The sequence below is a fragment of the Comamonadaceae bacterium M7527 genome, assembly GCA_021044545.1.
Classification (GTDB): domain Bacteria; phylum Pseudomonadota; class Gammaproteobacteria; order Burkholderiales; family Burkholderiaceae_C; genus RS62.
In genome coordinates this window covers 1,253,776-1,273,500 of the sequence record CP087990.1, presented here as the reverse complement: position 1 = coordinate 1,273,500, position 19,725 = coordinate 1,253,776, and the positions used below count along the sequence as shown (strand labels likewise).

Genomic DNA, 19,725 nt, shown 5'->3' with positions numbered 1-19,725 from the left:
CCGATGGGAATCTTCAACCTCTTTGACCGATTCAAAGCTTCCACAAGTGATCGCTCCCCATGGGGCGATTTCTTTTTTGAGCCTGTATCTGTGCGCAGCGTCTCGGGCATGCGCGTCTCGGCCGATTCGGCCATGCGCCTGGCTGCGGTCTATGCCTGCGTGCGCATCCTGTCTGAGACCATGGCCTCGCTGCCGCTGGTGGTCTACCGCGCTCGGGCAGATGGTGGCAAGGACCGGGTGACGGACCACTGGCTCTACCGGTTGCTGGGCAAGAAGCCTAATCGGTACCAGAACCCGTTCGAGTGGCGTGAGATGCTGCAGGGGCACCTGGCCCTGCGTGGCAACGCTTTCTGCCAGATTCTGGCAAACGGCCGAGGCGAGATCACCGAGCTGATTCCCATCCATCCGGACCGGGTGCGAATTGAGCTGCTCACAGAAGGTGACTACCGATATCGGATTCAGAACCAAGCAGGCCATGAGCTGGTCCTGCCCCGTGGCGAAGTCTGGCACCTGCGTGGCCTGTCCTCGGACGGCTTGCTGGGCCTTAGTCCCATTGAACTGTCGCGCGAAAGCCTGGGCATGGCACTGGCAGCTCAGGACTACGGTGCGCGCTTCTTCAACAATGATGCCAAGCCCACGGGCGGCTGGATCGAGTTTCCGGGCAACTTCAAAGATGCCGAGGCCAAGCGTGTTTTCCGGGAGTCTTATCAGGCCGCCCAGTCCGGCGCCAACCGGGGCAAGGTGCTGGTGCTGGAAAACGGCATGAAGTTCCATGAGGTGGGTGTCACGAACAAGGACGCCCAGTTCCTGGAGCTGCGCAAGTTCCAGATCACGGACATCGCTCGCCTCTTTCGTGTGCCGCCACACATGATCGCGGACCTGGATCGGGCGACATTCTCGAACATTGAGCAGCAGAGCCTGGAGTTCGTCATGCACACCATGACGCCATGGGCCGAGCGATGGGAGGCTTCGATCGAAGCGGACCTGATGCTGGACGGCGATGAGCTTGAAATCGAATTCGACTTCGCCAACCTGATGCGCGGTGACGCGGCCAGTCGCTCGGCCTACTACCAAAGCGGCATCCAAAACGGCTGGCTTACCCGCAACGAGGCTCGCATCGCCGAGAACCTCAACCCGATTTCTGGACTGGATCAGCCTCTTCGCCCGCTCAACATGGTCGAAGAAGACGCGGCCGAGGCATTGGAGTCACAGACTGCAGCGACAGACGGAACGACCTCACCTGACGCAGACCCCGGGTCTGATCAAGCCATTCGCCAGAGGCTGCGGGGTTTGGTTCATGTCAATGCACAGCGTCTGGCACGCCGCATCAGCAGGACCGGTGTGATCGGATCCAAAGAAGTGAATTTGATCTCTGAGACCTTTGGGTTGACTCCTTCACGGGTTGAGCAATGGGCCACCCTCATTGAAACACCTACCGATGAGCATGCACTGGCGCAAGCGCTCATCGAACTTGGAACGCATGAATGAACAAGCAACTTCTGATCTCTGAATTTTTGACCACGCCCTGGGCATTGATGCCCGAACGCCTGCAGGCCATGACTGCCGTCCTCACCCGTTGGTCTTCTGACGTGCCCCCCAGCGAAGAGACTCTGTTTCAGATCAACACGGACCGGGTGCTGCGGGATACGCGTAAACAGTTCGCAACAGACCGTGCCTCTTCCCATTCCGGAGCTGGCATCGCGGTCCTGCCTCTTTATGGGGTGGTCACGCAGCGCGGCAACATGGTCGATGACATCTCGGGGCCGGGCAGCACCAGCACCCAGAAATTCACAAGCGCATTGCGCCAGGTCCTGGCGGATGACACGGTGGGCCAGATCCTGATCGATATCGATAGCCCCGGCGGCAGCGTTTACGGTGTGGCCGAGTTGGCCGCCGAGATTGTCAAAGCCCGGGCTCAAAAGCCCGTGGTGGCTGTTGCCAACAGCCTGGCCGCCTCGGCCGCCTATTGGATCGGTTGCTCGGCCGGTGAGTTCTATGTCACCCCGGGTGGTGAGGTTGGCTCCATCGGTGTCTGGCAGGCCCACTTTGATTACTCGAAGGCGCTGGAAGAGGAGGGGGTCAAACCCACCCTGATTTCGGCAGGCAAGTTCAAGGTTGAGGGCAACCCGTATGTGCCGCTGGATCCTGAGGCCCAGGCCTTCATGCAGTCCCGTGTGGACGACTACTACAACGCCTTCATCAAAGCCGTGGCCAAGGGTCGGGGCGTCACGGTTGGCGATGTGCGTGATGGCATGGGCGAAGGTCGGGTGCTAGGTGCCGATGCAGCTCTTGCCGCCAAGATGGTGGACGGCATTGCCACCTTCGACGATGTGCTGGCCAAAATGCAAATGACCGTCGTCTCTCAAAAGCCTCCGGGTGCATCTCGGCTTGGTCAGGCCCGAGCAGCCCTCGCGCTGATCTGAATCTTATTCCCAAATTCAGCAGTCCTCCGTTGAGGGTTGCCGACCACCTGCGACCCGTTGGTCGCGCCTCAAACCGCCGCCCTGTGCTTGCTGCCTGGGCGGTTTATTTATTTCTGGAGCAACACCAATGAGTAAGCAATTGCGCGAGCTTCAAGCTCGCAAAGCCACCCTGGTCAAGGACGCACGTGCCCTGACCGATATCGCCGCATCTGAAGAGCGGGACATGACCGATGAGGAGTTGAATGCCTTCAACGCCCTTAAGGCCAAGATCGAGGCGGCGTCAGCAGCCATCGACCGCGAGGCTGCCCTGATTGCCGAAGAGGCGCATATGGCTAACGTGGCCAATGTGAACAACGCAGCCTATTCAGCAGTCTCCCATGGTCACACAGCCACGGTGATTTCCGTCACCGACAACCTCGAAGCCGACCCCAAGCACGGCTTCAAAACCGTGGGCGACTTCCTCAAAACCGTGCGTCAGGCGCAAAACCCCGGCAGCGCCATCGACGAGCGCCTCCTGATTGGCTCCGGTCGCGGTGCCGTCGCCCCTGCCTCTTTTGGCAACGAAGGCTCGGCGCAAGATGGTGGCTTTCTGGTGCCGCCCCAATTCGCGCAAGAAATCTTCCAGCTCTCCCTGGGTGAAGACTCCTTGCTGCCGCTGACCGACAACGTCGAGATCACGGGCAACACCATGGCCTTCCCCAAGGACGAAACCACGCCCTGGGGCACCAACGGCATTCGAGCCTACTGGCAAGGCGAAGCCAATCCGGCCGGTGCCACCAAACCGGTGCTGGGCCTGTCCACCTTGCGCCTCAAAAAGCTCATGGCCCTGGTGCCGGTGACGGATGAGTTGCTGGACGACACCAATGCGCTGTCGACCTACCTACCCGACAAGATCGCCACTTCCATTCGCTGGAAGACCAACGAGTCGATCCTGTTTGGCGCAGGCACCGGCCTGCCGGTGGGCTGCATGACCAATGCGACCACGGTGACGGTGGCCAAGGAGTCGGGCCAGGTCACCCAGACCCTTCAGGCCCAGAACCTGGCCAAGATGATTTCTCGCCTGCCGCCAGGCTCATTTGGCAAGGCCGTGTGGATCGTCAACAACGACGTGTTGCCAGCGCTTTTCACGCTCATGCTGGGCAACTACCCGATTTACCTGCCCACGGGATTGCCCGTCGGCGGCATCCAGGTCTCGCCCTACGGCACTTTGCTGGGTCGCCCGGTGTTCGTCTCCCAGCACGCCAACAGCTTTTCTGCGGCGGGCGATGTGTTGCTGGCCGACCTGTCGTACTACCAGACCATCACCAAGGCCGGGGGCATGCAAACGGCCACCTCCATGCACCTGTACTTCGACTCGGACCTCACGGCGTTTCGGACCACGTTCCGCATGGATGGCCAGTCCAAGATCGCAGCGCCCATTGCACCGGCCAAGGGCAACGCCACCTTGTCGCCCTTTGTCCAACTGGGTGCACGTTGATCGTCGCCCTACTCTGAAGGAGAACCCTCATGTTTCCCAATGCAAAAGCCAGCGAGCAGCTGTCTATTTTGGCCACGCTCGACCCGGGCAATCAGGCACCGGGTGTCGCCAACACTGGCTGGGTGCCGCTCAGCACCCACCATGGCCTGCTGGCGCTGGTTCAAACCGGCGCTCTGGCCACAGGTGCCACTGTTGACGCCAAGCTGCAGCAGGCCCAGGACACCAACGGCACGGGTGCCAAGGACGTGACAGGCAAATCCATCGCGCAACTCACCCAGGCGAGCAACGGTGCCAACCGTCAGGCGCTCATCAACTTGCGCCCTGAAGAGCTCGATGTGAACAATGGCTTTGCCTTCGTCCGCCTCGTGGTCACGGTGGCTGCCGCTGCAGCCAACACCTCGGCGCAGCTGCTGGGCGTCAACCCGCGACTGGCTTCAGCCGAAACAGCCAACCAAGCTGCTGTGGCTCAGATCGTTTGATCTGAAGGGGAGAGCGGTGCATGCCCATGCAGTTGATCACCCCGCCAGCGGCCGAGCCCATCTCGCTGGCCGAGGCCAAGCTCCACCTGCGTGTGGACTTTGGCGAGGACGATGCCCTGATTCAGGCGCTGATCTCGGCAGCCCGCCAGGCCGCCGAGATGCTGACCCAGAGGCAGCTGGTCACGGCCCGCTGGCGCATGGTGCTCGACAGCTTTCCCGGACCCAGCCTGATGGGTGTGCCCGTAGGGCAGACCTTCACGCTGCCCGGACATGCCGTTCTGCTGCCCAAGTCGCCTATGGCGTCGGTGGTGGAAATTCGTTATCTAGACATGGCAGGTGTTTCGCAAGTCATGCCCTCCGCCCATTACACGGTGGACAAGGCCTGTGAGCCTGCCCGCATCACCCCAGTTTTTGGTCAGATCTGGCCTGTGGCCTTGCCGCAAATCGGTGCCGTTTCGGTGACCTTCGATGCCGGGTATGGCAGCGCAGCGGATGTGCCCGAAGGCCTCAAAAGCTGGATCAAGTTGCGTCTGGGCAGTCTGTACGCCCACCGCGAGGAAGTCGCGTCGATGGCCCGAGGTCGGATTGACCCCTTGCCCTTTGTCGATGGCCTGCTCGATCCCTACAAAGTACCCCTGATATGAGGCCTTTATGAACCCAATCGGAGCAGGCGCATTGACGCGCCGCATCAGGATCCAGCGCCCCAGCACGACCAAAGACCGCCTGGGTGGCCCCTGCCGCACCTGGCTCGATGTGGCGACCGTCTGGGCTGATATTCAGCCGCTGTCAGGACGTGAAGCGGTGATTGCTGGTCGTATCTCGGCAGAACTCACCCACCAGATCACGGTGCGCCACCAGAGCCTTTTTGACAACCCCCACCAAGTGGCACAGATGCGCGTGCTCTACAAAGCCCGGGTGTTCAACATCCACTCGGCTCTTGATGAAGACGAGCGCCGGGTCAAACTCATCTTGTTGGCTTGCGAAGGGCTTGACGATGGCTAAACGTGAAACCGTCAAGATCGAGGGTCTGGCAGAACTGGGCAAAGCCCTGCGTGAATTGCCAGATCGTGTTGCCAGAAACGGCCTGCGTGTGTCGGTGTACGCCGGGGCCAAGGTTGTCCGCGAAGAAGCCCGCGCCCGGGCGCCCAAGGCGCAGCAGTCTCTGGGGCCGAACCAGCCCCCACCGGGCACCCTCAAGCGCTCGGTGATCATGAAGCACATCCCCGAGCTCTCCAGCCTCACGCGCCAGACCTTCTTTGTGACCGTGCGCCACGGCAAGAAGTACCGCAAGCAGGGCAAAAAAGGCAACCTGTCCCAGGACGCCTGGTATTGGCGCTTTGTGGAGTTTGGCACCCGAAAGATGGCGGCACGCCCATTTCTGCGTCCGGCGCTCGAGGCCAAACGGCGCGAAGCCGCTCAGGCCATGAAAGAGCGCTTGCAGCAGCGCGTGGCGATGGAAGCCAAAAAATTCAGCACAAGACCTTAGGACACAGCGGTGCAGGACTTCTTTGACGCCATCCAGAACTTGGCCGGTGGTGAGGTGTACGCCCTGGTCGCTCCAGAAGGCACACAGTACCCAGCCATCGTTTACACGCCCATTGCGCAAGAGCACATCTTTGGCATCGACGGGCCAAATTTGTCACGTGGCTTGCAGCGCGTACGCGTGCAGGTCGACACCTACGCCAGAACCTACCAGGAGGCCTTTCACCTGCAAGACCAGGTCCTGGCGGCGCTATTGGCCGATAAGAGCACCATCGCCGATGTGCGCATGGGGCTCAGTGAATTTGAAGCGCAAGCCCGGCTGTACCGGGTGAGCGTGGACTACACCTACCACCGCTGAATCCGTTTCAGCCCACACCAGTTTCACCGCACAACAGGAGCACGAGCATGAGCAGCACCGCCATCACCGCACAGGGCATTGCCATTGCCCGCTTTGGCACCACCACCTTTGAAACCATCCCCAACGTGGTCTCGTTTCAGGGGCCCGGAGGCCAGGCTTCGGTCATTGACGTGACCAATCTGGCCTCAACCTCCAAAGAAAAACGCGTGGGCCTGCGCGACGAAGGCCAGCTTTCGCTGAGCCTTCACTACAACCCCGAAGACGCAGTGCACCAGGGCTTGCGCACCGACCGCGCCAACCGCGCCCGTCGTCAGTTTCGGATCACCTTCACCGATGTGGCTGCAGCCACTTGGACGTTTTACGGCTATGTCACGCAGTTCAGCGTGCAAGGCGGGGTGGACGCGGTGGTTGAAGCCAGCGTGACCATTGAAATCGACGGCGACATCACAGAAAGCTAAACCCATGAACCTCCTGTCCAAAGAAGCCATCCTATCTGCCGACGACCTGCCGCGCGAAATCGTGAGCGTTCCCGAATGGGGCGGTCAGGTGTACGTGCGCACCATGACCGGCACCGACCGCGACGCCTTTGAAGCCAGCCTGATCACGAGGGATTCAAACACCTCGTCTAACGATCAACGCATGCACAACGTGCGCGCGCGCCTGGTCTCGCTCACCCTGTGCAGCGAGTCGGGCGAGCGCATGTTCCAAGATGGCGACATCGACGCCCTGGGCCGCAAAAGCGCCCGGGCGCTCGACCGGGTGTTTGCTGTGGCCCAGCGCCTCAACGGCATCGGCACCGATGAGGCACAAGCCGCAAAAAACGCCTGATCGCCAGCCCCGCCCGGCGCTTTGTGTTTCGGCTGGCGCTGGCTTTGGGTCTGCCAGTGCGCGAGTTGCTGGCGCGCATGGGCTCTGACGAGCTCACCGAGTGGATGGCGTTTTATCAGTTGGAGCCCTTTGGGGATTTTCGGGCGGACTTGCGCTCGGCCATCGTCGCGTCCACCTTGGCCAACGCCCACCGCAGCAAAGAGGGCAAGCCCTTCACTCCGGAGGATTTCATGCCCTTTGTGGATAAGAAAAACCGTTCAGATCAACCCAAGGCGTCTGAAGCAGATGCAGCAAGCCTGAACATCGCCCGCTTCAAGGCCATGTTCGCGCACCGCATCAAGAGATAAGGCAACCCCCATGGCTGATATCGGCTCCTTGGTCATCAAACTTGCAGCCGACACCGCCGAGTTTCAGGCCGATCTCGGGCGCAGTGCGCGTTTGCTGGATAAGCACGCCTCGGACATGAAAGCCTCGCTGCAGCAGGTCGCTGGCGTTGCCCGAACCGCTTTTGCGGTGGTCATTGGCACCACCTCTGTGGCAGCACTGCGTGACTTTGTGACCCAGACCCTGGAGACCTCGGCAGCGCTGCAAGGTCTGGCTGAGCAAACCGGGGCGAGTGCCACGGCGCTGTCAGGCTTTGCGCCCGTGGCTACCATCTCGGGCACCGCGATGGACGCCATTGGCGGGAGTCTGGCCAAACTCTCCAAAGGTCTGGCGGGTGTGGACGATGAAACGGCCGGTGCCACCAAGGCGCTGCAGTTTTTGGGCATACGGGCCAAGGATGCCAGCGGCAACCTGCGCGATCCGGCCGAAGTCATGAACGATGTGGCCTTAAAGCTCTCCGAATTTGAGGATGGCGCGGGCAAGACAGCCTTGGCCATGGAGCTCTTTGGCAAGTCGGGCGCGGCTATGCTGCCCTTCCTCAAGGACCTTGCAGAAAACCAGGACCTCAATATTCGGCTCACGGTCCAGCAGATCGAGGAAGCGGACAACGCCTCCAAGGCGCTGGCTCGCATGAAGGCCGAGACAGGCTTTGTCGCGCAGACCCTGGTTACGGCTGCCATCCCGTCCATGACGGTGCTGGCACAGGAGCTCAAGCAGGTACTCTTTGGAGCGGACGATGCGGTGGGCGGTATCCAGCGCCTGCGCACCGATGGTTCGCTCACCACCTGGGCGCAGACCACGGCGTACGCCATCGCCGTGGTCATCGACGCCCTGCGCGGCATTGGCCAGACCATCAAGTCGGTGAGTGGCAGTTTCCAGGCGGTGTGGGCAGACATTGAGCTGGCGGGGACGTTTTTAGCGGGTGGCGAGGGGCTCAATCCATTTTCTGAAGAGAACCGTGCACGCCTCAAAGCGGCGCTGGACAAACGCAACGCGATCGTCGAGCAGGCCAATCAGAACTATGTCGAGCTGTGGGACATGCCGCTCTTGGCCGATGCGGTCACCAAACGCTTTGATGACATTCGAAAAGGCACCGATGCGAGCAACTCTGAAACAACTGCACCCGCGCCCCGAAAGCGCCTGAACTACAGCACCGCCACCACGGCCGTCACAGCCACGGCCATGGCGGGCATTGACAGTGAGCTCAAGCGTCTGCAAGGCCTGGTGGATACAGAGTCTGGCATCCTCAAGGACCGCCAACGCATCATCGACCTCTATGAAACCAGGGCTACCTGAGTTTCAAGGAGGCCAGTGACGCTCGCCTGGCTGCGCAGCAAGACTTCACGCAAAAGCTCTCTGCCTTGTCCTCGGATGAGGAAGCTGTTTTGCGCAAAGGTCTCGACACGGTCGCTAAAACCAGCCAGGACAAACTCAAGCTCGAGGACAAGCTCCTGGAGATTGCCCTCAAACGCCAAAAGCTCGAGCGCGATGCCCAGCAGTCCGACCTGGAGCGCCAGATCCGGCTGCCGGGCGAATCGCTCAAAGACCTGCAAGAGCAAGCCTCGCGCGGTCAGGCTCAGTTGCGTGCCAGCGAAGAGCAGATCAAAACCCTGCGCGATACCGGCGCCATCAGCGAGCTGGACTCGCTGCGTCGCTTGGGCGAAGCACGTCAGGAAAGTGCGAACCAGCTGGCCACACTGGCCGAGCAGGCGCGTGCCTTGGCAGACGCCGCCCCCGGTAATGAAAAACTCGCCGAAGCCCTTCGCAAAATCGAGGAAGCCGCCCGCCAAGCGGCAGATGGTGCTCAGCTGTTGACGCAGCGGGCCAAGGAACTCTCGGATCCCGAAGCCGGATTTGCCAAGGGCCTGCGCGCAGTGGCCAAAGAAGCTGAGCAAATCGGCAAGCAGATGGAAGCGGCAACAATCCGCGCCTTCAACGGCATGACCGATGCGCTGGTGGGCTTTGTGATGACGGGCAAGCTCGACTTCAGGTCGCTGGCCAATTCAATCATCTCGGACCTGATCCGCATCCAGATCCAGCGCGCCATCACGCTGCCCCTGGCCAAAGCCATGAGCAGTTTCTTTGGCTTTGCCGATGGCGGGGTCATGACGTCAGAGGGGCCATTACCGCTGCGGGGCTACGCCAGCGGCGGGATCGCCAATTCGCCGCAACTGGCGGTGTTTGGCGAAGGCTCGCGGCCAGAGGCCTATGTGCCGCTGCCCGATGGGCGGACCATTCCCGTGACCATGAGCGGTGGTGCTGCTAGCCCCATGGGCGCAGGCCATGTGTTCAACATTTCTGTGAGTGTCAGTGATGCTGGCGCAGCAGCGCGAGGCGACAACGCAGGCGGTCGTGACCTGGGCCAGGCGGTGGCCAACGCGGTGCGCCAGGAGCTGCTGGCTCAAAAGCGGGCCGGTGGCTTGCTCGACAGCAGGAGGGCTTTGTAAATGGCGGTGTTCACATGGATTCCATCGCTGGGTGCCAGTCTGGCCATGCGGCCCAATGTGCGCCGGGTGGCATTTGGCGATGGGTATGAGCAGCGCCTGGCCTTTGGCATCCACACCCAAGCCGAGGTCTGGACGCTGGAGTTTCGTGGGCGGACCAGACAGGATGCCGGAGCGATCGACGATTTCTTGCGTGCTCGCGGGGGTGTGCAGGCTTTTGAGTGGACCACCCCGGCAGGCACTGCTGCCAAGTTTACTTGTGAGGAGTGGAGCCGCTCGGTGGATGAGCCCGACGTCGAGACTGTGCGGGCCACATTCAAACAGGTGTTTGATCTGTGATGACCGAACAAGTCAAGACTTCCCCACCGATCACCTCAGAAATCCAGAAACTTGCCCCCAGCGCCGTGATCGAGCTCTTTGTGCTGGACCTGTCGCTCTTTGGCCAGGGGCCAGTGAGGTTTCATGCGGGCACCAACGCCCTCGTGCAGCGCGTGGTTTGGCAAGGCCACGCCTATGAAGCGTTTCCGATCCAGGTTGAGGGCTTTGAGTTCAATGGCGGCGGTCAGGTGCCGCGACCCCGGCTGCGGGTGGCCAATGTCACGGGCTCGATCACCGCGCTCGTGCTGAGCTACCAGGACCTGGTGGGTGCCACGATTACTCGCAAACGGACCCTGGCCAAGTACCTCGATGCGGTCAATTTTGCGGGCGGCGTGAACCCCACAGCAGACCCCTTGGCCGAATTCGCCGACGACGTTTACTGCGTTGACCGCAAGTCGCGTGAAACGCGCGAGGTGGTCGAGTTCGAGTTGGCCGCGTCCTTTGACCTCGAAGGCGTCAGCTTGCCACGCCGTCAGATCGTGCAAAACGTCTGCCCTTGGTCCTACCGGGGTGCCGAGTGCGGCTACACGGGCAGTGCGTATTTCAATGGGAATGACGAGGTGGTGAGCAGCAAGGCGCAAGACGCCTGTGGCAAACGCCTGGCCTCTTGCCAGAGGCGCTTTGGTGCCCATGCCGAGTTGCCATTCGGGGGTTTTCCGGCGGCGGGCTTGTTCCGGTGATGAATGCCGTCCATCCATGAACGGAATCAATACATGAACGAAGTCAATCAATCTCTGGCCTTGGCCCACGCCGCCAAAGAGTTTCCTCGTGAAGCCTGCGGGCTGCTGGTCATTCAAAAGGGCCGCGAAGTCTATTGCCCTTGCCGCAACATCGGTGTGGGCACTGACCAGTTCGTGATCCACCCCGAAGACTATGTGGCGGCTGACCGCCAAGGCGAAATCGTTGGGGTGTTCCATTCCCACCCGAACTTGCCCCCTGAGCCCAGTCAGGCCGACCGTGTGGCTTGCGAAGCCACAGGGCTGCCCTGGTCCATCGTGTCGTTCCCCGCCGGTCAGTGGGCGCAGATCAATCCTGAGGGCTATGTCGCTCCCTTGGTAGGCCGTCAATGGGCGCATGGGGTGCTCGACTGCTACGCCCTGGTGCGAGATTGGTACGCCCAGGAGCGTGGCATTGATCTGCCCAATTTTGAGCGCTTTGACGAGTGGTGGAAGCGCGGTTTGAACCTGTACCTGGACAACTTTGGATCCGCCGGGTTTGAGGTCACGGATCTGACGGATCGGACAGATCTGAAGGTGGGGGATGTGCTCTTGATGCAGGTCGTCTCCACGGTGCCCAACCATGCGGCGGTGTATCTGGGCGACGGGCTGATCCTGCATCACCTGCAAGGCAGGCTATCGAGTCGCGACGTGTACGGGGGCTACTGGCAAAAGGTCACCACCCACGCGCTGCGGCATCCAGACCTTCACCGACATCTTTAGCCGTTTTCTTTACCGCTCTTAAAGCTTGCAGCACGAGTCTTGCCATGGCCACGATCCTTCTTCTCGGTGAATTGGGCAGGCGCTTTGGGCGTCGCCATCAGATGGCAGTGGCTTCGGCCGCCGAGGCTGTACGGGCCCTGTGCGCGAATTTTCCGCAGTTTGAGCGCGAGTTGGTGTCCTCTGGCGAGCGGGGCGTGGGCTACCGGGTGCTGGCTGGGCGGGACGCCCTGGCACTCGATCGCTTGCATGAGCCCACCGGCCAGCAGCGCATCACCATCGCGCCTGTGGTCTCGGGAGCGGGCGGCAACGGTCTAGGTCAGATCCTGCTCGGCGCAGCTTTGATTGCTGTGTCGTGGTGGAACCCGATGGGCTGGGCAGCCGCTGGCTCATTCTTGTCTCAAGCCACCCTGTATTCGGTCGGCACATCCATGATTCTGGGCGGTGTGGCCCAGATGATTGCGCCCACCGCCAAAGCCGCCGATCCGTCCGAGCGCCCAGAAAACCGTCCCAGTTATGTGTTTAACGGGGCCGTGAACACCACTGCTCAAGGCCATCCCGTGCCCGTGGGCTACGGCCGCATGATCGTGGGTTCGGCCGTGATCAGCGCGGGCATCGATGTCGATGAAATCCCTGTCCTTTAAATGCCTGTCGATGAGATCACTGCATGAATCTGATGCCAGCTTCAAATCCTTTGATCATCGGCGCAGGTGGTGGGGGCAAGTCGGGCGGCGGTAGCGCCCGTGTGGCCCAGGAAGCAGCCGACAGCCTGCGCTCCAAAGCCTACGCCCGTGTGGTCGATTTGGTGTGCGAAGGAGAAATCGAAGGCCTGGTGCAGGGTCTGCAGTCGGTCTTTCTGGACGACACGCCGATTCAGAATGCCGATGGCAGTTACAACTTTTCTGGGGTGACGCTTGAAAGTCGCCCCGGCACCCAGCAGCAGGGCTACATCCCGGGTTTTGCCTCGGTAGAGAACGAAGTCTCGGTCGGCGTGGAATGCAAGTTCGCCCAGCCGGTGGTGCGCGCCATCAACGACCCCGACGTGGACGCTGTGCGCCTTAAAGTGAGCATGCCCGCGCTCACCTTGCAGGACACGACCAACGGCGACTTGAACGGCACATCGGTCAGCTATGCGATCGACTTGCAGTCAGCGGGTGCTGGTTTTGTGCAGGTGCTCACCGACACGGTTTCTGGCAAGACCACTTCGCGCTACCAACGCAGTTACTACTTGCCACTGTCCGGCGCAGGTCCTTGGGAGGTCCGCCTTCGCAGGCTGACCGAGGACGCGACCCAGAGCAGCCTGCAAAACAAGACCTTTCTGGACTCGTACACCGAGGTCATCGAAAGCAAGCTGCGCTACCCCAACAGCGCCCTGATGGCCTTGCGGGTGGACGCCTCGCAGTTCAACGCCATCCCCCGGCGCAGCTATGAGCTCAAACTCCTGCGTGTGCGGGTGCCGTCCAACTACGACACCGAGTCCCGTTCATACGCAGGTGTCTGGGACGGCACCTTCAAGGTGGCCTGGACCGACAACCCGGCTTGGTGTTTTTACGACCTGGTCACCAACACCCGCTATGGCTTGGGGCATTTCATCCCTGAGTCTCAGGTTGACAAGTGGGCGCTGTACCGGGTGGCCCGTTACTGTGACGAACTCGTGCCCGATGGCCTGGGTGGGCGCGAGCCCCGCTTCACCTGCAACCTCTACCTGCAAACCCGCGAGCAGGCCTACAAGGTGGTGCAGGACATGGCTTCGGTCTTTCGGGGCATGGCCTATTGGTCGGGTGGGGCCATTACCGTCACGCAAGATGCACCCCAAGACCCGGTCTACCAGTTCACCGCTGCCAACGTCATCGACGGTGAGTTCGCCTACCAGGGCTCGTCCGCCAAAGCCCGGCACACCGTGGCCCTGGTCAGCTGGGTGGATCCGGAGGATTTTTACAGACAGAAGGTGGAATACGTTGAGGACGTCGCGGGCATCGCGCGCTACGGCGTGGTGCAAGCCGATGTGGTGGCCATGGGCTGCACTTCGCGCGGGCAGGCCAACCGGGTGGGCAAGTGGCTGCTGTACTCCGAGCAGTCCGAATCAGAAATCATCACTTTCCGCACGGGGCTGGAAGGTGCGGTGGTGCGCCCGGGCGATGTCATCCAGGTGGCCGATCCAAGTCGGGGCGGCATGCGCCTCGGGGGGCGCGTCGCAGCAGCTACCAGCACCAGCGTTACCCTGGACCAGGATTTGCCTGCCGATTTACCTTGGCGGCTTTCGGTGATCTTGCCCAATGGCAGTGTAGAAGAACGCCTGGTCGGAGCGACATTCGCTGCGTCCAGCGGTGATGCACACGCTCGGCGAACCCTCACGGTCACCATTCCCTTCAGCATGGCACCGCAAACCGATGCCATCTGGGTACTGGCTTCTTCCATCATCGAGCCGCAACTGTTTCGGGTGGTGTCAGTGGCCGAGCGCGAGCCCGGTGTGCATGAAGTCACGGCTCTGGCCCACAACCCGGGCAAGTACGCGGCCATTGAAGAGGGCCTGGCGCTGCAGCCGCGCGCCATCACGGTGCTGTCGGACATGCCTGCCGCCCCCACAGCCCTCAGCATGCAAGAGAGCCTGTACCGAGTCAAAGACCGAGCGCAGGTGCTGGTGCAACTGTCCTGGGCTGAGGTGCCTAGTGCCATTGCTTACCGGCTTGCTTACCGGGTGGGCGGTGGCAATTTCGTGAGCCTGCCGCTGGTGAGCGCCAATTACGCAGAAATCCGCGATGCGCAGGAAGGTGAGTACGAGTTCAGCTTAAGGGCCATCGGCATCACCCGTAAAGAAAGTGTGTCCGCCACACTCAGCGCTACGGTGCTGGGCAAGACACTGCCTCCGTCGGATGTGACCGGCTTTACCGTGCAGCGGCGCATGTCCGATCTGCTGCTGAGCTGGGACGAACTGCCTGATGCCGATCTGGCGGGCTACGAGGTGCGGGTCGGGCCCGGCTGGGACGGCGCCCTACTGGTCGCCAAGACCTCGGGCACCCAGATGGTCCACGACCAGGATGCGGCAGGGCAGTACCCGTACCACATCCGAGCTTATGACACCTCGGGCCAATACAGCGCGCGCGTCACCACCTTTGTGTTGACCTTGCTGGCCCCGGCCACGGTGCGCCAGTTCGATGTCGTGCAGTCGGCCAACCGGCTGGAGTTTCGCTGGCAACCCAACCCAGAGCCCGAGGTGGTGGGCTACGAGCTGCGAGAAGGGGCGGCATGGGATGCATCGCTGTTTGTGGCCGAGGTCAAGTCCACCAGCTACACGCTGCCCTCGGGTTTTGATGGCGAGCGCAAGTTCTGGATCAAGGCGATCGCCTCGCCCGGCATCTACAGCGACACGCCCACCTTCGTCTCGACCGTGGTGGCCCAGCCGCAAAACGCCAACCTGATCCTCGAGCGCGACGAACAAGCAGGGGGCTTTGCTGGCACCAAGCACTTCGCCTCGGTGGTCACGGTCAATGGCAAAAACGTGCTGCGCATGAACACCGGCGCGCAAGTGGCCGAATACCTGTTCGAGTTGGATCTGGTCTCGCCCATCCGGGCACAGAACACCTTGCTCAGCAGCCTGGGCGCTTCGGTCGATGACCGCACCACCTGGCAGGAAGCCAACTTTGTCTGGAGCGGTGACGCCGCCCGGCGGCAGTGGACCTACGACGGCGCCATCGCCAACGTGGATGCGCGGTTTCAGATGGCGCGAGAGGATGTGCTGCACCCGGGCGAGCTCTACGGATGGCGGCTCAGCGGCTCGGTGATGGGCATTGGCAATGCAGTGACGAGCCAGTCGGCGGGCGTGAGTTACGGCGATGGCCGCTATGGCATGGGGCTCATGGTCAAAGACACCACTCAGGTGGCCTGGACTGTGAACATGCCGCAGGTGTTCCACACCTCGTTCTGGTTCATCCCCCAAGAGGTCACGACTTGCGTGATCTGGAAAGCAACAGGGCCAGTCGGCGCTTTGCTGCTGGGCTATGACGCCCAAACGCAAGACTTCTTCCTGGAAGACCATTTGTCCAGGCGCGTCACGCTCGCATTTGGACTGGAAGCATCCGATCGGATCTGCCTGGGGGTGTGCCAGACCAGCACCGAGCGCCGCCTCTTTGTCGCCAGGATGGGCGGCAGTGTCCAGTCGGCCAGCGCACGATTTGAGCCCGTGGGTGCGTTCAGCAGTTTGCGGCTGCACTGAGCAGGCGCTGATTTTTTTAGCAATTCACTTTTAAGGCATCACATGATTGACGAAACCATGCAATTGCAGGGGGCGATGACCCTCATTGTTCGCCGCGCCAGTGGTGACGTCGAAACCGTTCACAAAGACAACATCATCGTGAACGTGGGTTTTGATTTCATCGCCGACGCCATCGGCAAATCCGCCAGTCGTCCCTCGGTCATGGGTTTCATCGCCCTGGGCACGGGCACCACTGCGGCTGCGGCCAGCCAGTTGGCCCTGGTCTTCGAGCTCGACCGAAACGCCGCCACCTATGCCCACACTACTGGCACCAAAGCCTTCAGCTTCACGGCCGACTTCCCTGCAGGTGACGGCACGGGGGCAATCACGGAAGCTGGGGTGTTCAATGCCGCATCGGGCGGCATCATGCTCGACAGGGTGGTGTTCCCGGTGGTGAACAAGGGGGCGGACGACAGCCTGACGGCAGTGTTCACCTTCACCATGAGCTGATCATCATGGCCGAGACGGTCACCGTAGGCGAGTCCCAAGGGCCGCGCTACACCTGGGCCAATGCCAGTTTCACTTGGGCCAGTGCCAGTGCAGGCAAGTCCTGGCTCACGGCTTACCCCGCTGTCTATGTGGTCGCAGTGGCTGCCACACTTGCTTGGGTTGAGGCTTCAGGCCGTCAACATGGCAAACGCCTGACTGAAACTTTGTCATTCGCAGAAACCCGTCGGCATCAAGCTACGCTGCAAAAGACGGAGGCACTCAGGTTTGCCGACACCTACTACGACCTGATTGCCTATGTCCTGCGCTGGGTTGAGTCGCTGGGGTGGCAGATGGCGTTTCCAATTCCGGCCGCAAGTCCGTTCAAGAAAACCTCCAAACGCTGGATGGCTTGGCCCGCTCGGTTGCCAAAGCCCTGCAAGAAGGCTTGCCTGTCACCGAAGGCCTGTCGCGGCAGATGCGCCAAAAGCATGCTGAGAACCTGCAGGTGTCATCGGTATCCGCGCGGGTATCTGCCAAAGCATTCACTGAAAAGGTGGCTTTGACCGATGGCCTGGATCAAGGTTTCAGAAAACAGGTCTCCGAAGCGCTGAACTTTGCCGAAACTTATTACGACCTGATCGCCTTCATCCTGCGCATCAGCGAGGGTTTGGCTGTGAGCGATCAGGCCTCCAGGCGGCTTCAAAAGCCAGTCGCTGAGGCATTCACCACGAGCGATCAGTTCAGTCGCCAATCCGTCAAGCAGGTGGCCGAGGCAATGGCGTTTGCCGAAACCTTGGGCCGCACAGTGGCGTACAGACGGCTCCTGCAAGAAGGGCTGGGTGTCTCGGATGCCCTGAGCCGGGCGATGCGCCTCAGGGCTAATGAAGCCCTGGCGCTCGCTGAGCAGTATCGCCGCCACGCCAACGGCGTGATCAGCGACATGATCGTGGCCAGCACCGAGATCACCGAGGCGGACTTTGCAAGCATTGTGGAGGCGGGCCATCCCCCGGGCTACACGGATTTCCGGGACTTCATTCAGGGTGACTACACCTACCAGCGTGCCTTGTTTCGGGCCATCTTGAAGTCCAGAAACTCCGACCGGGGCTTCATTGATGCGCTTCGTGTGACCGTGGACGTGCCCGATGTCTTTGACCGGGGCACTGTGCAGATCACCGATGCGCTGGCAGGTGCCGTGATTGGCTTTGCCCGAATTTTTAGGGTGCCGCCCGAGGTGACCATGACCCATAAGGGCGGCACGGTCGTCGCCATCCCGCGCCTGGCCAGTGCGGTCACCCGAACTGGCTTCACAGCAGTTTTAGAAAACACCTCTGGCACTCGCGTGACCGGCACCTTTACCTGGATCGCTCAGGGGTACTGACAGCTCCCATGTACCTCAGTCATTTGCCCACCCATTCACCATGCAAAACTTCACCGACATACCGTCGTCGCGCACACTGTCTGACTCGCTGATTGAGATCCTGAACAACGACAAGACGGCGATCTCCTGCAACAGTGGCACCACATTTCCGACGACCAACCAGCAAGTGGGCATGCTGTGCTACCGCACGGACCAGCTCAAGCTTTACCAGCTGATCGGCACCAACCCGGACAACTGGCGCTTCATCATGGACTTGGCCAGTGGGATCGACGCCCAGTTTGCGGCCAAGCTCAATGCTGCTGCGTACACCGCTGCCGATGTGCTCGCCAAGCTGCTTACAGTGGATGGCACTGGCTCCGGGCTCGATGCCGACCTGCTCGACGGCCAGCACGCCAGCTCATTCGCATCGGCATCGCACAATCACAACTCGGCCTATCTAGGCATCAGCGCCAAGGCGACGGACGCAGACCGACTGGACGGCTACGACGCCTCTGCCTTTGTCCGCTCGGTCAACGGCGGAGGCCCGGACGCGAACGGCAACGCCACGGTCAGCATTGATTTGTCTGGGCGCGTAGCCCGCACGGGCGACAGCATGAGCGGTCGCCTGACGCTACCCAGCCAGACCGTACAGAGCACCTCGCCCACGATCGACTTTTACGACACAGACCAGGGAAGTACCCGCTACCTGCATGTCAACAGCAACCTGATGGGGTTCTTGAGAACCGACGGTAACTGGGACATGTACATGAACAACGGCGGCTCCATGTGGACCTCCAACTACGGCTGGCTGCACGACTATTTCTTCAGGTCAACCGCCAACTGCGCAAGCCAACCCGGCACGGGTGATGTAGCCATCAATTGCTACGGCAGCGGCAACATCAACTCTGGTCGTATTCATGAACTGATTGATGAGGGCGGCCAGATCCGGCTGCGTTCGGTCAAGTATTTCACCAACTGTGATTGCAATTGCAATTGCAATTGCTGCGGCTGCTGATGTGGAGCTTGTCCATGAAAACCATCCGCATGCCCTATCCCTGGCAAAGTCCAGCGAGTACCAACAACGCGCAAAGCACCAACAAAACCCGCATCGAACTGATCGATGGTGATTTCTACATCGAGCATCTGCTGCCAGCCTACGAGTTGGCGCTAGATGAGTCCGGTCGTGTCATTGACGAATCTGCGCAGCCCACCCTGTCAGGCCACCAAAGCGCATTCATTCATGCCCTGGGGCAAGCTGACATACAACAGTTGGCCGGAGACCCAGGCAACGCCTACACCGTCTGGCTCTTTGCCTTGCGCCAAGGACAGAGCGAGCCCGTTTGGATCAACAAATTCGCACAGACCGCTTTGTCCAAAGAGGGCTTTCGGCAGTACTGGAACCAGCAGCCCATGCTGGTCTTGGCCCAGCTTTGGATTCCACCCTTGGCCTTGGAGCCTTCGCTGGTGCTCATGTGCTCTCTCTCCCCAAGCGGGTCAAACCGAGGTGATGGGTTTTGAGTTTGACCAAGAGTGGGAAAGCAATTCGGTTGCCATGGCTCTGGCGTTTCCCTCGTTTCGTTTGGTCGATGAAAGTGGTGATCCCCGGCGCATCCGCATCACGGCGGTCAATGACCAGGGGGTAGTGCTCCCGGCGTCCGGGCAGGTGCTACTGAGCACCACGGCTGGGGCTTTGAGCAACAGCCGACCAACCCTGGAACAAGGGCAAGCCCTTGTCACGCTCTTTGGCGCAGACGTTGGAGCCCTGGCCAAGATCAAGCTCGGGTTCAAGTGGTTCAGCGGTGTCGAAGAGCTGGAGGTGCGGGTGTGAGCGGTGCTGGAATAGTCCGTGCCCGCTTCGTGCAGCGGGTCGATGAGTTCACACAACCGCTGACCGTGGAGGTCCTGGCTGAAACGGATCGCCTGACCTGGCGGCTGTGGGAGCCATTGGAGACGCTCTGGTCAGATTCCCTGGTCGGCAGGGTGACCCAAAAGCAGTAC

At 61.1% G+C, this 19,725-nt stretch carries 23 protein-coding genes; all 23 read left to right on the top strand.

Annotated features, from left to right (window positions below; translation table 11 throughout):
* Window positions 1-3: 3 nt before the first annotated feature.
* The gene (locus LN050_06155) at window positions 4-1,488 is read left to right on the top strand and encodes a phage portal protein (protein ID UFS55439.1); all 1,485 of its coding nucleotides are present in this window, start codon (window positions 4-6) and stop codon (window positions 1,486-1,488) included.
* Complete coding sequence (gene sppA / locus LN050_06150; protein ID UFS55438.1) at window positions 1,485-2,423, top strand: signal peptide peptidase SppA; 939 nt, start codon at window positions 1,485-1,487, stop codon at window positions 2,421-2,423. Before LN050_06155 ends, sppA begins: the two co-directional genes overlap by 4 nt.
* Window positions 2,424-2,550: 127 nt before the next feature.
* Window positions 2,551-3,900, top strand: coding sequence for a phage major capsid protein (locus LN050_06145; protein ID UFS55437.1), 1,350 nt, complete (start codon window positions 2,551-2,553; stop codon window positions 3,898-3,900).
* Window positions 3,901-3,929: 29 nt separating this feature from the next.
* On the top strand, window positions 3,930-4,379 hold the full coding sequence (locus tag LN050_06140; protein UFS55436.1) for a hypothetical protein: 450 nt from the start codon (window positions 3,930-3,932) through the stop codon (window positions 4,377-4,379).
* A gap of 26 nt (window positions 4,380-4,405) precedes the next feature.
* Window positions 4,406-5,023 carry a head-tail connector protein gene (locus LN050_06135; GenBank protein UFS55435.1) on the top strand — a complete coding sequence of 206 codons (618 nt, stop codon included), beginning with the start codon at window positions 4,406-4,408 and terminating at the stop codon, window positions 5,021-5,023.
* A gap of 7 nt (window positions 5,024-5,030) precedes the next feature.
* A complete protein-coding gene (locus LN050_06130) occupies window positions 5,031-5,381 on the top strand; it encodes a phage head closure protein (GenBank protein ID UFS55434.1) in 351 nt (116 codons plus the stop codon).
* Entirely contained in the window at window positions 5,374-5,865 is a 492-nt protein-coding gene (locus tag LN050_06125) for an HK97 gp10 family phage protein (protein ID UFS55433.1), read from the top strand. Before LN050_06130 ends, LN050_06125 begins: the two co-directional genes overlap by 8 nt.
* Before the next feature lie 9 nt (window positions 5,866-5,874).
* Complete coding sequence (locus tag LN050_06120) at window positions 5,875-6,219, top strand: DUF3168 domain-containing protein (GenBank protein ID UFS55432.1); 345 nt, start codon at window positions 5,875-5,877, stop codon at window positions 6,217-6,219.
* Window positions 6,220-6,266: 47 nt separating this feature from the next.
* Window positions 6,267-6,677: a hypothetical protein gene (locus LN050_06115; protein ID UFS55431.1), complete on the top strand. Its 411-nt coding sequence runs from the start codon at window positions 6,267-6,269 to the stop codon at window positions 6,675-6,677.
* Window positions 6,678-6,681: 4 nt separating this feature from the next.
* The gene (locus LN050_06110) at window positions 6,682-7,047 is read left to right on the top strand and encodes a phage tail assembly chaperone (protein UFS55430.1); all 366 of its coding nucleotides are present in this window, start codon (window positions 6,682-6,684) and stop codon (window positions 7,045-7,047) included.
* A gap of 44 nt (window positions 7,048-7,091) precedes the next feature.
* Window positions 7,092-7,394 carry a DUF4035 domain-containing protein gene (locus LN050_06105; GenBank protein ID UFS55429.1) on the top strand — a complete coding sequence of 101 codons (303 nt, stop codon included), beginning with the start codon at window positions 7,092-7,094 and terminating at the stop codon, window positions 7,392-7,394.
* 10 nt (window positions 7,395-7,404) lie between these two features.
* Entirely contained in the window at window positions 7,405-8,727 is a 1,323-nt protein-coding gene (locus LN050_06100) for a phage tail tape measure protein (GenBank protein UFS55428.1), read from the top strand.
* An 89-nt stretch (window positions 8,728-8,816) separates the two neighbouring features.
* Complete coding sequence (locus LN050_06095; GenBank protein UFS55427.1) at window positions 8,817-9,878, top strand: hypothetical protein; 1,062 nt, start codon at window positions 8,817-8,819, stop codon at window positions 9,876-9,878.
* Window positions 9,879-10,214: a phage tail protein gene (locus LN050_06090; GenBank protein ID UFS55426.1), complete on the top strand. Its 336-nt coding sequence runs from the start codon at window positions 9,879-9,881 to the stop codon at window positions 10,212-10,214.
* On the top strand, window positions 10,214-10,933 hold the full coding sequence (locus LN050_06085; GenBank protein ID UFS55425.1) for a phage minor tail protein L: 720 nt from the start codon (window positions 10,214-10,216) through the stop codon (window positions 10,931-10,933). The genes LN050_06090 and LN050_06085 overlap by 1 nt, the downstream gene beginning before the upstream one ends.
* A 33-nt stretch (window positions 10,934-10,966) precedes the next feature.
* Entirely contained in the window at window positions 10,967-11,692 is a 726-nt protein-coding gene (locus LN050_06080; GenBank protein UFS55424.1) for a C40 family peptidase, read from the top strand.
* 44 nt (window positions 11,693-11,736) lie between these two features.
* Window positions 11,737-12,333: a tail assembly protein gene (locus LN050_06075; protein ID UFS55423.1), complete on the top strand. Its 597-nt coding sequence runs from the start codon at window positions 11,737-11,739 to the stop codon at window positions 12,331-12,333.
* A gap of 23 nt (window positions 12,334-12,356) precedes the next feature.
* A complete protein-coding gene (locus LN050_06070) occupies window positions 12,357-15,902 on the top strand; it encodes a phage tail protein (protein UFS55422.1) in 3,546 nt (1,181 codons plus the stop codon).
* Between the two features lie 42 nt (window positions 15,903-15,944).
* A complete protein-coding gene (locus LN050_06065; GenBank protein ID UFS55421.1) occupies window positions 15,945-16,391 on the top strand; it encodes a hypothetical protein in 447 nt (148 codons plus the stop codon).
* Window positions 16,392-16,713: 322 nt separating this feature from the next.
* Window positions 16,714-17,748 carry a hypothetical protein gene (locus tag LN050_06060; GenBank protein UFS55420.1) on the top strand — a complete coding sequence of 345 codons (1,035 nt, stop codon included), beginning with the start codon at window positions 16,714-16,716 and terminating at the stop codon, window positions 17,746-17,748.
* Window positions 17,749-17,788: 40 nt separating this feature from the next.
* Window positions 17,789-18,742, top strand: coding sequence for a hypothetical protein (locus LN050_06055; protein ID UFS55419.1), 954 nt, complete (start codon window positions 17,789-17,791; stop codon window positions 18,740-18,742).
* A gap of 14 nt (window positions 18,743-18,756) precedes the next feature.
* A complete protein-coding gene (locus LN050_06050; protein UFS55418.1) occupies window positions 18,757-19,245 on the top strand; it encodes a hypothetical protein in 489 nt (162 codons plus the stop codon).
* On the top strand, window positions 19,235-19,555 hold the full coding sequence (locus tag LN050_06045; protein UFS55417.1) for a hypothetical protein: 321 nt from the start codon (window positions 19,235-19,237) through the stop codon (window positions 19,553-19,555). Before LN050_06050 ends, LN050_06045 begins: the two co-directional genes overlap by 11 nt.
* Window positions 19,556-19,725 lie beyond the last annotated feature (170 nt).

What these genes read in the sequence shown, in the direction of transcription:
- LN050_06080 (UFS55424.1), top strand. Translation starts at nt 10,967, where the DNA reads ATGAACGAAGTCAATCAATCTCTGGCCTTGGCCCACGCCGCCAAAGAG.
- LN050_06075 (UFS55423.1), top strand. Translation starts at nt 11,737, where the DNA reads ATGGCCACGATCCTTCTTCTCGGTGAATTGGGCAGGCGCTTTGGGCGT.
- LN050_06100 (UFS55428.1), top strand. Translation starts at nt 7,405, where the DNA reads ATGGCTGATATCGGCTCCTTGGTCATCAAACTTGCAGCCGACACCGCC.
- LN050_06145 (UFS55437.1), top strand. Translation starts at nt 2,551, where the DNA reads ATGAGTAAGCAATTGCGCGAGCTTCAAGCTCGCAAAGCCACCCTGGTC.
- LN050_06055 (UFS55419.1), top strand. Translation starts at nt 17,789, where the DNA reads ATGCAAAACTTCACCGACATACCGTCGTCGCGCACACTGTCTGACTCG.
- LN050_06130 (UFS55434.1), top strand. Translation starts at nt 5,031, where the DNA reads ATGAACCCAATCGGAGCAGGCGCATTGACGCGCCGCATCAGGATCCAG.
- LN050_06155 (UFS55439.1), top strand. Translation starts at nt 4, where the DNA reads ATGGGAATCTTCAACCTCTTTGACCGATTCAAAGCTTCCACAAGTGAT.
- LN050_06115 (UFS55431.1), top strand. Translation starts at nt 6,267, where the DNA reads ATGAGCAGCACCGCCATCACCGCACAGGGCATTGCCATTGCCCGCTTT.
- LN050_06085 (UFS55425.1), top strand. Translation starts at nt 10,214, where the DNA reads ATGACCGAACAAGTCAAGACTTCCCCACCGATCACCTCAGAAATCCAG.
- LN050_06135 (UFS55435.1), top strand. Translation starts at nt 4,406, where the DNA reads ATGCAGTTGATCACCCCGCCAGCGGCCGAGCCCATCTCGCTGGCCGAG.
- LN050_06090 (UFS55426.1), top strand. Translation starts at nt 9,879, where the DNA reads ATGGCGGTGTTCACATGGATTCCATCGCTGGGTGCCAGTCTGGCCATG.
- LN050_06125 (UFS55433.1), top strand. Translation starts at nt 5,374, where the DNA reads ATGGCTAAACGTGAAACCGTCAAGATCGAGGGTCTGGCAGAACTGGGC.
- LN050_06045 (UFS55417.1), top strand. Translation starts at nt 19,235, where the DNA reads ATGGGTTTTGAGTTTGACCAAGAGTGGGAAAGCAATTCGGTTGCCATG.
- LN050_06050 (UFS55418.1), top strand. Translation starts at nt 18,757, where the DNA reads ATGAAAACCATCCGCATGCCCTATCCCTGGCAAAGTCCAGCGAGTACC.
- LN050_06140 (UFS55436.1), top strand. Translation starts at nt 3,930, where the DNA reads ATGTTTCCCAATGCAAAAGCCAGCGAGCAGCTGTCTATTTTGGCCACG.
- LN050_06110 (UFS55430.1), top strand. Translation starts at nt 6,682, where the DNA reads ATGAACCTCCTGTCCAAAGAAGCCATCCTATCTGCCGACGACCTGCCG.
- sppA (UFS55438.1), top strand. Translation starts at nt 1,485, where the DNA reads ATGAACAAGCAACTTCTGATCTCTGAATTTTTGACCACGCCCTGGGCA.
- LN050_06070 (UFS55422.1), top strand. Translation starts at nt 12,357, where the DNA reads ATGAATCTGATGCCAGCTTCAAATCCTTTGATCATCGGCGCAGGTGGT.
- LN050_06065 (UFS55421.1), top strand. Translation starts at nt 15,945, where the DNA reads ATGATTGACGAAACCATGCAATTGCAGGGGGCGATGACCCTCATTGTT.